Here is a 14,099-nt window from a genome sequence, read left to right as displayed (position 1 = left end):
ATAGCTACGGCTATGCTCCCTCCGTTGTGCCTCGCATAGCACCTGCCCAAGTAGCCAGAAATATATGATTCCATATGGCCAGCTACTTATATTACTCAACCATAAACAGATTCGTGATAAAGTGTACTGTAGAAAACACGGGTATGGATATTCTATGAAACGAGCGGGCTTTTTGTCAGTACTTATATTAGCCACAGCACTGACCGCGGTACTATCGACCTACTCCAGCGTCACCATGAGCAGCAACCTCAACCTGCCGAGCCTGGGTGATAGCACGTCGGGTATTATTTCCCAACAGGAAGAGCATGAGCTCGGACGGTCATGGTTAAAAGCCCTGCGCAATCAGACCCCCATGGTTTCTGACCCGCAACTGAAAGACTACCTGGAAAACCTTATCTTCCGACTGGCCGCTGCCAGCCAACTGCAAGATCACCGGCTGGTCCCGCTGGTGATTGACAGCCCGGTCCTGAATGCTTTTGCCGCCCCGGGCGGCATTGTTGGCGTCAACACCGGCCTGTTTCTCAATGCCGAAACCGAAGCCCAGTTTGCCGCCGTTCTGGCACACGAACTGGCACACTTGAGCCAGCGTCACTACGCCCGCAATGTTGAAGAGGCACGGAACAAAAGCATCCCCAATGCCGCCGCCATTCTTGGGTCCATACTGATCATGGCCACCGCAGGGGGAGATGCCGGTGCCGCAGCACTGACCTCAACCGTGGCTGGAATGCAAAGTGCACGGCTTCGTTTCAGTCGCCAGTTTGAACGGGAAGCGGATAACATCGGCATCACCACCCTTGCCAGGGCCGGCTTTGACCCACAGGCGATGCCTGAAATCTTTGAACAAATGAACAAAGCCAGCCGCTACGGCAGCCGTCCTCCAGAATTCCTGCTGACACACCCGGTGACAGAAAACCGTATCGCAGACTCCCGGGCACGGGCTGACCAGATGTCAGACCAGCAGTTAAAAACTATGAAAGGCTCACAAAACTACCAATTCATGCGAGTCCGTGCCGCCGTCCTGAACAGCAACAACCATCATGAAATGGCCAGACAGCTGAACAAGGAATTAGAGTCCGGATTAACCGCCACATCAGCAGCCAGCCTGGCTCCCACTCGGTATGGTTTGGTGCTGGCCAGCATGAAAACCCGAAACTTTACGGTCGCAGAGCAGCAAATGAATCTTCTGCTGCAACAATACCCTGATAACCCTTATCTGATTATGACTCAGTCCCTGGTCCAAGCCGCCTCCGGAAAAGCCAGCCAGGGTCTTAAACGCATCGACCAGGCATTGAGTACCAACCCACAAAGCTACCCGCTGCTGGCCACCCGGGCAGAAATTCTGCTGCAACAACAGGATTATGCCAGTGCCCGGGATGAGCTGCAGAAACTCAGCCGCCTCCGTCCGGACGATCCGGACATCTGGTTTGAGCTGGCGGAAGTTCAGGGGCTGGCAGAAGACATTGTCGGCCTGCATCAGTCAAGGGCTGAGTACTTCTTCCTGAATGGCAATCTGGATGATGCTATCAGACACCTGCAGTATGCATTAAAGATGTCAGGGGATAACTTCTCGCTCAAATCAAAACTTCAGCAAAAGCTGACGGATATGCAAAACTATCGCCAGAAAATGAGAAATTCATAATCAATATCCAGAAGACGCTCCTGCCTGGTCCTGAAAAATGGCTCCAGGGCAGGCCGCTGCACGGTGACTTTTAGCTCAGATAGCACTGGTATTTTTTTCATTATCAAGCAACGATTTTTCTTCTTTCAGAGGGAGAAGGAATCCAGCTGCCCGGCTATTGCCGTGACTGAGTTCACCCCGTCAGTATGCCCTTCAGCGTCGACACACATAGCCGCTGCCTTGAGATCCCACACCTTTATGGTCTTGTCTTCAGAGCAGGAAGCGAGCAGCCCATTGGGCAATTGCGTGACTGAGTTCACCCAGCTTTCATGCCCATTCAGCGTCGCCACACATTGCTGCCCATCGGGCATGCTCAGATCCCACACCTTTATGCTCTTGTCACCAGTGCCGTCACCCAAATAGACATCATGATAGCTACCAGCGCAGGAAGCCAGCCGACCATCGGCCAATACCGTGACAGATTTCACCCATTGGGTATGCCCATTCAGCGTCGCCACGCATTGCTGCCCGTCGGGCTTACTCAGATCCCACACCTTTACGGTCTTGTCAAGAGAGCTGGAAGCCAGCCGCCCATCGTCAAATGCCGCGACAGATGTCCCCCATTGGGTATGCCCATTCAGCGTCGCCACGCATTGTTGCCCGTCAGGCTTACTCAGATCCCACACCTTTACGGTATGGTCACCAGCGCAGGAAGCCAGCCGCCCATCGGGCAATTGCGTGACTGAACTCACCCCCTCGGTATGCCCACGCAGCGTCGCCACGCATTGCTGCCCGTCGGGCTTACTCAGATCCCACACCTTTACGGTTTTGTCAGTAGCGCAGGAAGCCAGCCGCCCATCGGCCAATGGTATGACTGAGCGCACGTGATAGGAATGTCCACGCAGCGTCGCCACGCATTGCTGCCCGTCGGGCTTACTCAGATCCCACACGTTTACGGTCTCATCATCAGAGCAGGAAGCCAGCCGCCCATCAGGCAATTCCGTGACTGAGTAAACAATGCCAGTATGTCCATTCAGCGTCATCACGCATTGCGACCCATCGGGCTTGCTCAGATCCCACACCCTTACGGTTTCGTCAGCAGCGCAAGAAGCCAGCCGCCCATCAGCCAGTGGCGTGACTGACATCACCTCGCCAGTATGCCCAGACAGCGTCTTCACACAGGTTTGCGAGGCATCATTTCCCAGAGAAGCCAGGTATTCATTGCTTACGTATCTGCCACAGGCAAGTCGTAAAAAAGGGTTCTTGATTTCATTGTGTGGAAGAGCAGGTATCCCCCTGTTTTCAATTATTTTTCTATAGGCTTCGGAGGGAGATCCATAATATCGAACGAATAGGATTTTCAGCCTTTCTTCGGTGTTAAAAAGTGTATTTAACCGCCTGCTGGTCAAATCCAGGCTTCGCCAATCAACAAAACTCAGATTGTCAGCAATTTTAATCAGGAGTTCATCGGGTAATGCCAATAAAGGCGACACCTGTTCCGGGGGAACAACCGAAACCCTCTCTGACGTTTTTACTCCTGCCTGATTGTGACACGGGATTGTTCTACCGCAGCTGTGAAGGGAAAAATTAGCATTATCACCAATCTCAATCTTATTGTTCATAGAACCTCTGACCGTTAACGACTCTGGAGTTTATTTCCAAGTATGAAGTAATGAATTCAAGTTATAAGACTCTGTCCGATCTTTGCCCCGATAAATAGTTAAGCAAAATTTTGCCTCCGGAAGACGCACGAATTTAACTGCACAAGCTTTTCCCGTTAATTGGACAATATTTTCTTCAGACTCTGGAATTTAGATGACAAAGAGTTTGGAACTATCCAATGAAAAAACAGTCTGCACAATGGCTACTAACGTTTATATAAAGTAGGAGGTCAAGGTCGAATATGCTCGTTCGATGCGTCCCAAAATCTGATTCAGAAATCGACAGAATGATGAACCAGCATGGTGATTTTGATATTTGTCCGGCCAGTGCCAATCTGGAAAAAGACCCCAGACATAAATCAGTACCGCTAACCAAGCCAAATTCCCGTAGCACCGCCCCGGGACATTATCTGGAGGCTAAACTTGAGCCAGATGTCGCTGGCTTTTTTCTTCTTACCTGCAATGGTCCGGGTTACACCGTCATCCCACTGAACCCTGGCAAGCGTCTTTATCTTGTTGATGAGCACAAGGGCTTTGTGCAGGGTTTGAACCTGGTTATCAAGACGCTCCAGGAGCGAGATATCTGGGTCGTGCGAAGCTGGCTTGATGTAACCCGCAAAATAGATGCTATTACTGATCCGAAAGAGCGGCGCATTAAAGATGATTCCTGTTGGATGGACCCGACGATTTGGTATGAAAATCATTGCAACGCCGGACGCTGCTCGCTGCCCAACACTACTGCTGATCGATACCAGACTTTTACCGAGCACAAGGGTGAATCTGGACTATGTCGTATGTTAGTAAACACCCCCGAGTTGCTCAGCCACTATGTTGATGAAGGCCTGTTTTTTTCCGGAAGCTATGCCTGTGATAAAGCAGCAGACAAATCCCTGCTGCAAACTCAGGCCGCAGCCCCGGGGGTCAAAGGGCTTGATGAGCGATTAACCTGCGCTTTTTGTCTGAAGAATTCACGCTTTGTCGCGGCCGGGATAACCGAGACTTTTCAAAAAGAACAGAAAAACCCTATTAAGGCAGAGAATATTACCAGAAGTTATCTGAAAACGGGGGTGCTGCAGAGGGATGGACTGCACGACTCTCGTTGTTTAAGAAACATCTATCGCGACAAGCCTCTGGTGCAGGTAATCGATGCTGAGGGCAATGTCAGAGCCACCCAAATTTACTTTATTGCGGACCCCGTACAGGAAAGCAGATCAAATGAGCCTGATAAAATGGATCGATCCTGCCCCTACCTACGGGTGTTTGTGCTCCATCCCCATGACACACAAAAAGCAGGCTCCCTGTTTGCCTCCCACAGGGAGGTAGCTGAAATCATCCATCAGGAGAACAATAGAAAGCTGAGGGAAATGATTAACAGTTCAGCCCGGGAGGCTTCTTCCGTCATCATTGATTCAGGGAGAAACAGGCTGCTGGAATTGCCTGAGCATTCCAGAACCGTCGGGAAGTTTAAAAAGAAGCTGGACAAAGCCACTTTGGCTTTTCAAGTGCAATATGCTTCATCAGCCCTTTGCCTGGAGCTGGAATCATATAAGAAATTATGGCAACAGCTGCCTCCCCCCCGATCCCCGACAGAACAGGTTGTTTCTGATTTTTTAGTAAACGCCAACAGGGCATTCTGCCAGCTGTACACATGGAGTCACCTGATGGGCGAACTGATATTGCTGAGAAACAATTTCAGTAGTCATTTGCATTTCGTACTTAAACCCATCATTCAGAAAGTAGCATTACGACGTCTGCGAGCCCGGGATTATCTTCACCAAAGCATCATTAAGCATTCATCCCCCCCTCATCCGTCCTGGCCGTTGAGTATGACCCGGCTGGCCACCCCGTTTTCCTGGGAGAAGCTGCAAAGTGGAGATCCCTGCTTTCGTCAGATCAGCGAGAGAGGCACCGAAATATTGGCGCAGTTGCAAAAATTGACATTCAAGAACATTTCACAAGGCAGGTAACAGACTTTGGGTGAGAATTGCGGATGCTGCTGCTTTCAGAACAAAGCCCTGTACCTGGACGATAAATAACGCCATTTGACCTCAAAATAATTATCAGGCTCACGTCATCCTTGGGAACTATCCGCCATCTAAACGGTCAGAAAAAGATGAATATTAACTAAGTCAAAAATTAAGAAGGACTCTAATAATGCCCAAGTTCTCCTTTACTAATTCATCAGCCACCAGAACATTTACACTGGAGTGCAGCTTAACATTTATCCGCAGGACAACTAACCGCAGGACAAATAGCAATCCTGATTCGCCCCCCTCTGGAACACACCCGGAGACCATTCGAGTCAATTTCAACGGTAAGCGGGTTCGCGAAACAACGCCTACAGGAAATCTCCCCACCGTCCAACCCCATGAATCTTTTACCCAGACCCTCTTCCAGAGAATTGCCCGGTTTTCTCCTTTTGCCAGGGAGGCGGCCTACACGCCCTGCCTTGATATCGATTTAGATGACGATGAAACTACATCTGAAAATGCCTCTGAATCATCCTTGCCCTTTCCCCAATTACCATTCAAATTACCTCTGGATGATGGACAGGAAATCAGCGTGGAGGATTTTCAGTCGTTATTCCTGTGGGCATGCTCAAACAATAATGCAAATGTCATCAACCATCTGGCGCAAGCCGTGCCTTCTTCGACGTTTATGCGCCTGACAACAACGGGTGCAGGCGAAAATCCTGCCTTAAATCCTTTTGCAAGGGCGGCCATATCGGGTAATAAGAAAGTTTTAACTTATCTGTGTGCAACTTTTCCCGATGCCAGAATACAAAAACAAGAAGCGCTACACTGGGCAGTGAAGAACAGACAATCGAAATCAGTAGAGATTCTCTGCAAAGAAGGTAAAGCTAACCCGGACTCGCCTTGCCCGAAATCGCTTTACCCGGACTCACTTTACCTGGAGTTGCTTTACCCGAATGGCCTGACAGCGCTACAGAAAAGCATGGAAATCGAAGATACCGATACAATGAGGGTACTATTATCGGCTGGAGCCAATGTCAAAAGATTTTATCATAATATCGCCAGTTCCTATTTTTATAAGGCCTTTAAGCAAGGCAATAACGATATTATCAGTATGCTGATCAGTGCCGTTCCAGATGTCAATAAGCCAATCATTACAGGCGGCATTCGACTGCTCCACCTGGCTGCCTGGTCTGGCAACCTGGAAATGATCGACCATCTGATAGAACGCAATGCCAGGATAAACCAAAGCACCGGTCGGTTGAATGGCAGCGCTACTCCCATGCATTTTGCAGCCTTAGAGGGCCACCTGCAGGCAATGTTCAAGCTTATCGACAATGGTGGCAATTTGGATGAAGGCAAAGCCAACATTGCCGGCTTTTTCTGGCACGAAGAGGGCACCTACCCCTCCACTGCTCCTTCGGCTAGACAAGATCTGCTTGAGAAAATGCCCTTCTGCCTATTTGGAGGTACGCCACTGGAACTATGTGTAGGGATACCACTTACATCGAAAGCTGAGTCACAAGCTGAGTTACAGGCCAGCTTGATAAATCACATGGAAAAACACAGGAAGAACTTATAAAACAATGCCTGGAGGCCATTCATTCTCGGACGACCTCCTCGGAAATCGGGAAGATAATTAATGTTAACCGGCCGCCGTAAAGTCCAACATGCGTTGTAAGGGCTTCAGTGCCTTATCCCGCAACTCATCACTGACTTCAATGACATTCAGGTCACCCGGAGTTTCCAGACATTCCAGCAGAGCATCAAGGGTATTCATTGCCATCCATGGGCAATGGGCACAACTGCGGCACGTGGCACCACTGCCTGCGGTGGGAGCCTCTATAAAACGTTTCTCAGGTGAAGCCTGCTGCATTTTATAGAAAATCCCACGGTCTGTAGCCACAATGAATGCGCTGTTGGGCATGTCCTGAGAAGCTTTCAATAACTGACTCGTCGAGCCCACCACATCAGCAATCTCAACCACTGAGCCAGGGGACTCCGGATGAACCAGCACGGCGGCATCAGGATAAACACGTTTCAGGTCTTCAATACCTTTCGCCTTAAACTCTTCATGAACAATACAGCTACTGTCCCAGAGCAGCATATCGGCACCGGTATTTTTTTGAATATAGCTGCCAAGGTATTTATCCGGCCCCCAGATAATGGCTTTACCCTGGGCATCAAGATCTTCGATGATATCAAGCGCACAGCTGGAGGTTACTACCCAGTCTGCCCGTGCTTTTACGGCAGCAGACGTATTGGCATAGACGACAACTTCCCGGTCAGGGTGTTGATCACAAAAAGCGGAAAATTCTTCCACAGGGCAGCCCAGGTCAAGGGAACACTCCGCTTCGAGGGTCGGCATCAGCACCCGCTTTTCCGGGCTGAGAATTTTGGCGGTTTCCCCCATGAAACGAACACCAGCCACGATCAGCGTGTTGGCATCGTGCCGGGCACCAAAGCGTGCCATTTCCAATGAGTCGGCAATAAAGCCACCGGTCTCATCAGCCAGTTCCTGAACGACAGGATCTGTATAATAGTGGGCAACCAGAACCGCTCCCCTCTCTTTCAGGAGCTGTTTGATTCTGTTTTTTTTGGCATCCTTCGCAACCGGATCCACCGGTAATGGAGCCTTCTGCAAATGGCCCTGAACGAGCTCTCTGTCTATCACTGCATTCATAAAGCTTGCATCCGGCAAAGCACTTTACCCTTCCAGGATGAACTGTTTCACGGCAGGTAAGTGTCTGCAACTTCCTCTATCAATCAGCCATGAGCCGAAAATATTACGTTACCGCTCTCCCCACAATGGCAGGAAGTCCAGCTCCGCACTATTTCTGCACCGCCATTTTCTAAAAAAAATGTGGCAGTATTCTAACACAGCATCAGCACTAATAATAATTATGGTGAAGAGGTAAATAAGAGGGTTTGGCAGGAAGTGGTGGGTCGTGTAGGATTCGAACCTACGACCAATTGGTTAAAAGCCAACTGCTCTACCAACTGAGCTAACGACCCAATCCGCGAAATTATACGCGCCAGAATTCGTTTTACAAGTGATTCGAGTTAAACCGCAATGCGATAAGTCGTCGGGTCATCAACCCCTGCTTCAATAAACCCCTTTCGCCGGTAACAGCAACTATCACAAACACCGCAGGCAGCACCGTATTCATCGGCCTGGTAGCAAGAGACTGTCATCCCATAATCCACCCCCAGCCTGACGCCTTCAGAAATTATTTCAGACTTGGTTAAATTCAGCAGTGGTGCCCTGATCCGAAAAAGATCACCTTCAACGCCAGCCCGGGTGGCAAGATTCGCCATATCTTCAAATGCTTTCAGGTACTCCGGGCGACAGTCAGGATAATTCGAGTAATCAACGATATTGGCACCAATAAAAATATCACGAGCCCCCAGCACTTCTGCCCAACCAAGAGCAAGAGAGAGAAAAACTGTATTCCTTGCAGGAACATAAGTGACCGGAACCTGGCTCTGGGCCTCCTTGAGGGGATCGCCGAAATCCGGGACTGCAATATCATCATCGGTCAGCGCTGAACCGCCTATATCAGTCAACCCCAGTTTTAACACCTTGTGTTCACTAACCCCCAGGGCCTCAGCTAACTTGCGGGAAGCCTCAAGTTCACAACGGTGACGCTGCCCATAATCAAAACTGACCGAGTAACATTCGAATCCCTGTTCTAAAGCCATCGCCAGAACGGTGGCCGAATCCAGCCCTCCGGATAATAGGACTACTGCTCTATTCATCTGCAATACCTTTTTATGAAACCTAGACACCCGGCTGATCACCCCAGATCATCCGGTGCAGCTGTAATTGAAATCTCACCGGCAGCCTGTCTTCAAGGATCCAACCCGCCAATACCCGGGCAGACATGGTGCCGCTGACCGGAGAAAAAAGAACATCGGAAACCCTGGTCGCCAGGTCGTATTGGATCAGTTTGGAGACTGACCATTCATAATCGCCGCGATCGGCAATCACAAATTTCAACTGGTCTTGTCTGGTCAGAAAACCGATATTTTCATACAGGTTACGATGGGACTCGCCTGAGGCTGGAGGCTTCAAATCCATTACCTTGACCACCCTGGCGTCAACCTCAGAGAGACTGATTGCGCCACTGGTTTCAAGAGAAACCTCATAACCCTGGTCAGCCAGAAGAGCCAGCAACCCGTGGCATGCTTTCTGGGCCAGTGGCTCGCCTCCCGTCACGGTGACGTATCCGGGGTTATATTCTGATACTTTGTCCAGGATTTCTTCAGCAGATAATAACTCTCCCCCCTTAAAGGCATACTCCGTATCACACCAGCGACAACGGAGGGGACAACCGGTTAAGCGCACAAATACCGTAGGCAAACCGGTGGTTCTGGTCTCTCCCTGCAATGAGTAAAATATCTCGGTAATTCTCAGCATTGAGGATGACTGCCATCAGGTATCAGGAATCGCCCATGGTTCTCAAATAAGTATCAGAAAGCCTGGCTGCCGAGCTATCAGGATATTGCTGAATAACCAGCTCAAGAAGTCTCTTTGCCTCTTTCTGATTGCCGAGCAAGTCGTGCACTCGCCCAAGCTTATAGCTGGCATCCGGAACTTTTGGACTTTTTGGAAACTCATTCAAAATGATCTGAAAGGAGACTTTGGCGGCATCGTAATGCCCTTGAGCCATATCAACTTCACCCAGCCAATAATGGGCATTGTCTGCATAACGGCCTTCAGGGTAGGTTTTCAGCTGCTCCTGGAGTGCGTTTTTTGCTTTATCAAACTGTTTGGAGCGAATCAGGTCAAATGCTGACTGGTAAGTTGCTTCCTCGGCTTTCAACACCGGTTGATTGTTTTTTTCTGCCGCCCCTGCCACTGGTGCACTCACCATTGGTGGCTTTACGTTGGCAACTGGAGCGGGAGGCACGGACTGATCTTTCAATCGAGAGATTCGATCATCAAGGTCAAGATACCTGTCCCGACCTTCCTGCTGCAGTTGCTCAATGCGAAAGGCCTGCTCTTCCAGCTGCCCGCGCATTTCCATCATTTCCTGTCGAAGCTGATCAATCGTATTCAGCAGATGAGCTGTACCATTGTAATCAGCATCACTGTCCGAAGAGGATGAAATCGTAACAGGACCGTCTGAGATTTGACTGACAACCGTTTGAGATTCAGCTGAAAGCCCCAGAGGTCTCGGTTCTTCAACCGGGGCTGCGGCAATTGCCACGCCATTCAGAGCACCAGCAAGCAACACTGGAAGAGCCAGCACCGCCATCAGCTTTGGGTTAGTGTTTCCTCTACGCATTTATCCCCCGGACGAAAAATGATACCAGTCGTATTCTCCTTTCTCACCGGGCTGATTTCCAGCAAGCTTACCGGGAGAGCATCAAGAATATGACTGGTATTATTGCTTACTCAGTAACAATTACCGCACGACGGTTCAAAGCCCACGCACTTTCACTGTGCTCAGGATCCAGAGGCTTCTCAAAACCGAAGCTGATCACTTCAATACGGTTAGCTGCTACACCTTTAGCGGCCAGGTAATCCATCACCGCTTTGCCACGACGCTCACCCAGGGCCAGGTTGTATGTACGGGTACCACGCTCATCAGTATGACCCTGAATGACAATATTTTTCATGTAACCCATATCAGAAGTCAGGTAGGCAGCATGCACATCCAGAGCCTTGTATGCGTCATTATCCAGCCTGGCACTGTCAAATGGGAAGAAATAGGTGTTCTTCTCCAGAAGCGCCTGAATCTCTTCCGGAGACTCATCAATTCGGCCACTGTCAACCACTGCCTGAACAGCAGGATCCAGAACTGGCTGAACTTCAACCAGCACCTCTTCTTCAACAGTAACAACCGGCGGCTGGATTTCTGCTGTGGTTGGCTCTTTCCTGGAAGCACACCCTGCCAGCCAGAGAGCGGCTACAGCCATAGAAGCCGCTTTAACAACATTGGCGATTTGCATTTTTAACTCCAATCATTCTCTACGGGATTTCAAAGATTTGTGCAGTACACTATCAGAACTGAAGTCACCCGACTAGCCCGAATAGCAAGGGATTGTGGGGTTTCCTCAGAGAAAGGGCTACCGGAAAAAAGCAGTTTAAACGAGCATAGCAGCAAGTCGGAAAATCGGCAGGGCAAAAGTGACTGCCTGCGATCTGCTTCACAGAACTTCAGAGCGGTCACCCTGCCTGTACGTTACCTGAGTTCAATAGCCGGGCCCCATGCAGGCTCCCGGACATCACCCTTGGCAGAAGGCAATCGCTGTTTCACCCGCCCATCAGCAGAAACTATTCCCAGCTCGCCATTCTTGCCACCCTGTACAGAATAGATCAGTCTGCGCCCACCCGGGGCAATACTGGGAGAATCTTCCAGGCTGGATGACGTCAGCAGCCGCAGTCTATCGGTATCCAGGTCGAGCACCGCGATGTTAAAGTCTGCAGCTCCCTCCCCTTTATGCACCAGAGCCAGGGACTTACCATCCGGAAAGACCTTGGCCCGGGCATTGAACCGCCCTTCAAAGGTTAGACGACGGGGCTTGCCTGTTGTGATAAATTCACCATCACTTTTACGGCTGACCTCCTGCTGATAGACCTGAGGACTCCCACCCCGGTTTGAGGTAAACACGAGACTGTTGCCATCTGGCATCCAGTCCGGTTCAGTGTCTATGGCGTAATGAGTCGAGACATTACTGATTTTGTTCGTTGCCAGATCAAGAATATAAATGTCCGGATTACCATCCTTGGAAAGCACCATGGCAATGGATTTACCGTTCGGTGCCCATACCGGCGAGTTATTCAGCCCTTTAAAACCGGTCAGTTTCTTGCGAATGCCCGTTGCCAGTTCCTGCATGTAAATGGCAGGGCGACCCTGCTCGAAGGAGACATAGGTAACCCTGGTTCCATCTGGTGACCAGCTGGGCGATAAAATAGGCTCGCTGGAGCTGAACACCTTCCTGTTACGTTTACCATCCGCATCGGCATAATTCAGCTGATAATCGGTTCTTTCAGCGTCGTGCCTCTGGGCGGTTACGTAGAGAATCCGGGTGGAAAAATCGCCCTTCAGGCCCGTGATCTTTTCATAGACAACATCGCTGATGCGATGGGCCATCTCACGAAGCTGGGCACTGTTTCCGGTAAATCCCCCCTTGGCAATGCGCTTTCCCCTGACAACATCATAAAGCTGATAGTTCACGGTGTAACCTGTGCCCCTGTGTGTCACCTGCCCTGTTACCAGGTAAGAGACCCCAAGCAACCTCCAGTCACGATAATAAACTTCCGGTTCACTGGCCGGGAAGCTGAGCATACTGGTTCTTGGCAGCGCCTTGAACAGACCGCTGAGTTTCAAATCGTTATCAATGATTGCCGCCGGGTCTTCCGGCAACACTTTCCCCCCTGTCCAGCTGAAGGGGGAAACTGCCATGGACACAGCCTGGTCATTTCCCTGGGTGACCTCAATGACAAGCTCTGCCTGAGCACTCATCCCCCAGAGCAGACAGTAAAATAATAAACAGGTTTTGAATAAGTGCCTCATTTAACCAGATCCTCGGGCCTGAATCGGAAGGTAATTCGTCGGAAGTGTTGTTCAAAAATTCGCCGCTCAAGATCCTTCAACTCCGAAAAGGGCGACGCTCGGCGTATAGCCTGAATAACGGAGCGATCAAACTCATCATTACCACTGGACTTCAGCATAGTAATATCCAGCACATCCCCAAAGGGAGAAAGACTGATTCGAATTTCTGCCACCATGTTATTGCGTGCACTGGGCGGCCTGCTCCAATACCGGGAGGTCAGGTTTTTAATCAGCGCGGCATATTGTGCCTGCAGCAGCTGGTCATGCTCAAGCTGCTGAGCAGCTGCCAAAGCCTGTTGCTCCATTGCCATGGCTTGCTCAAGCGCTTGCTGCTCTTTGCGCTTTTGCTCCTTTTCCCGCTGACGCCTCTCCAGCTCCTGACGTTCCCGGGCAGCTTCTTCCTTTTTGCGAAGCTCATCTTTTTTTCTTTCCTCTTCCCGCTTCAAGGCCAGGGCTTTCTGCCGCTCCTGCTCCTTTCGATGCTGTTCCGCTTTTTTGCGCTTTGCCTCTGCTGTTTTTTTGGCTTCTGCCCGCCTTTTTGCCTCTTCTTTGCGCTTTTGTTCCACCTGACTCTGCGCAGGCTTCCTGACAGTTTGCGGCTTTGCCGCCGGTTCAGGCAACGATACCAATGCGGCGCTGATGGGCACCGGCGGTGCTATTTTTGGATGGGCGTCGGCACTCCAGTTGACTAAAAGCACACCAAACATCATGAGATGAAGAATCAGAGAGAGGGCTACAGAAAACCCATAACCTTCGGTCACCCTTGATATAAAGGCTGGAAAAGCAATATTAAACCATCTCTTCATCTACCGCTCTTCCATGCCAACCGCCACCGGATCAGTGACCAGCCCAACATGACTGATACCTGAGTTTTGCAGGCCAGCCATTAATTGAACTACTGATCCATAGGCAACGCTGGTGTCTCCTTGAATCAACACTTGAGTACCGGGTCTGGCACTCACGACCTTACTGACTTTCTCTGTCAGGGACGAAAGATTCACGGCTTTGTCATGGTCAGATCCGACGTCCATATAATAACTGCCATCCGCCTTGATAGAGATGACCAGGACTTCTTTATCTTCTGGCAGAGCAATATTATCGCTACTGGTTTTGGGCAGCTCAACTTTCACGCCCTGGGTCATCATGGGCGCAGTGATCATAAAAGCGACCAGTAGCACCATCATGATATCGATAAACGGCACCATGTTTATTTCAGACATGGGTTTACGACGACTTCTTATCTTTGCCCCACTTATCATCGGTGACATTGCGGTAAGATCCC

General features: G+C 50.2%; 12 protein-coding genes and 1 tRNA gene. 3 read left to right on the top strand and 10 right to left on the bottom strand.

Annotated features, from left to right (window positions below; all coding sequences use genetic code 11):
- Positions 1–172 precede the first annotated feature (172 nt).
- Positions 173–1,639: a M48 family metalloprotease gene (locus tag ACO6UY_RS17415; RefSeq protein WP_422451067.1), complete on the top strand. Its 1,467-nt coding sequence runs from the start codon at positions 173–175 to the stop codon at positions 1,637–1,639.
- Between the two features lie 125 nt (positions 1,640–1,764).
- Here the strand turns inward: ACO6UY_RS17415 and ACO6UY_RS17410 are convergent, their stop codons facing one another.
- Positions 1,765–3,240 (bottom strand): F-box/WD repeat-containing protein, encoded by a 1,476-nt coding sequence (locus ACO6UY_RS17410; protein ID WP_422451066.1) that lies wholly within the window; start codon positions 3,238–3,240, stop codon positions 1,765–1,767.
- 326 nt (positions 3,241–3,566) lie between these two features.
- On the opposite strand from ACO6UY_RS17410, the gene ACO6UY_RS17405 reads away from it, so the two are divergent.
- Together ACO6UY_RS17405 and ACO6UY_RS17400 are read left to right on the top strand one after the other, a co-directional pair.
- Entirely contained in the window at positions 3,567–5,246 is a 1,680-nt protein-coding gene (locus tag ACO6UY_RS17405; protein WP_422451064.1) for a hypothetical protein, read from the top strand.
- 595 nt (positions 5,247–5,841) lie between these two features.
- Complete coding sequence (locus ACO6UY_RS17400) at positions 5,842–6,834, top strand: ankyrin repeat domain-containing protein (protein WP_422451062.1); 993 nt, start codon at positions 5,842–5,844, stop codon at positions 6,832–6,834.
- A gap of 63 nt (positions 6,835–6,897) precedes the next feature.
- Here the strand turns inward: ACO6UY_RS17400 and nadA are convergent, their stop codons facing one another.
- The 9 genes from nadA to tolR form a co-directional block, all read right to left on the bottom strand.
- Positions 6,898–7,935, bottom strand: coding sequence for a quinolinate synthase NadA (nadA, locus tag ACO6UY_RS17395; RefSeq protein WP_422451061.1), 1,038 nt, complete (start codon positions 7,933–7,935; stop codon positions 6,898–6,900).
- 256 nt (positions 7,936–8,191) lie between these two features.
- A tRNA-Lys gene (locus ACO6UY_RS17390) sits at positions 8,192–8,267 on the bottom strand.
- Positions 8,268–8,315: 48 nt separating this feature from the next.
- Positions 8,316–9,011: a 7-cyano-7-deazaguanine synthase QueC gene (queC, locus tag ACO6UY_RS17385; protein ID WP_422490759.1), complete on the bottom strand. Its 696-nt coding sequence runs from the start codon at positions 9,009–9,011 to the stop codon at positions 8,316–8,318.
- A 22-nt stretch (positions 9,012–9,033) separates the two neighbouring features.
- Entirely contained in the window at positions 9,034–9,672 is a 639-nt protein-coding gene (gene queE, locus ACO6UY_RS17380; protein ID WP_422490757.1) for a 7-carboxy-7-deazaguanine synthase QueE, read from the bottom strand.
- A gap of 22 nt (positions 9,673–9,694) precedes the next feature.
- A complete protein-coding gene (ybgF, locus tag ACO6UY_RS17375) occupies positions 9,695–10,543 on the bottom strand; it encodes a tol-pal system protein YbgF (protein WP_422490755.1) in 849 nt (282 codons plus the stop codon).
- Between the two features lie 106 nt (positions 10,544–10,649).
- Positions 10,650–11,210 carry an OmpA family protein gene (locus ACO6UY_RS17370; protein ID WP_269674962.1) on the bottom strand — a complete coding sequence of 187 codons (561 nt, stop codon included), beginning with the start codon at positions 11,208–11,210 and terminating at the stop codon, positions 10,650–10,652.
- A gap of 233 nt (positions 11,211–11,443) precedes the next feature.
- On the bottom strand, positions 11,444–12,778 hold the full coding sequence (tolB, locus tag ACO6UY_RS17365; RefSeq protein ID WP_422490753.1) for a Tol-Pal system beta propeller repeat protein TolB: 1,335 nt from the start codon (positions 12,776–12,778) through the stop codon (positions 11,444–11,446).
- Positions 12,775–13,623 carry a TonB family protein gene (locus ACO6UY_RS17360; protein WP_422490751.1) on the bottom strand — a complete coding sequence of 283 codons (849 nt, stop codon included), beginning with the start codon at positions 13,621–13,623 and terminating at the stop codon, positions 12,775–12,777. Before ACO6UY_RS17360 ends, tolB begins: the two co-directional genes overlap by 4 nt.
- The gene (gene tolR, locus ACO6UY_RS17355; protein WP_269674966.1) at positions 13,624–14,085 is read right to left on the bottom strand and encodes a protein TolR; all 462 of its coding nucleotides are present in this window, start codon (positions 14,083–14,085) and stop codon (positions 13,624–13,626) included.
- Positions 14,086–14,099: the final 14 nt, after the last annotated feature.

Origin of the sequence: Endozoicomonas sp. ALE010, from assembly GCF_049310165.1 — a bacterium.
Classification (GTDB): domain Bacteria; phylum Pseudomonadota; class Gammaproteobacteria; order Pseudomonadales; family Endozoicomonadaceae; genus Endozoicomonas.
This window is presented reverse-complemented; position numbering and strand designations above follow the sequence as displayed.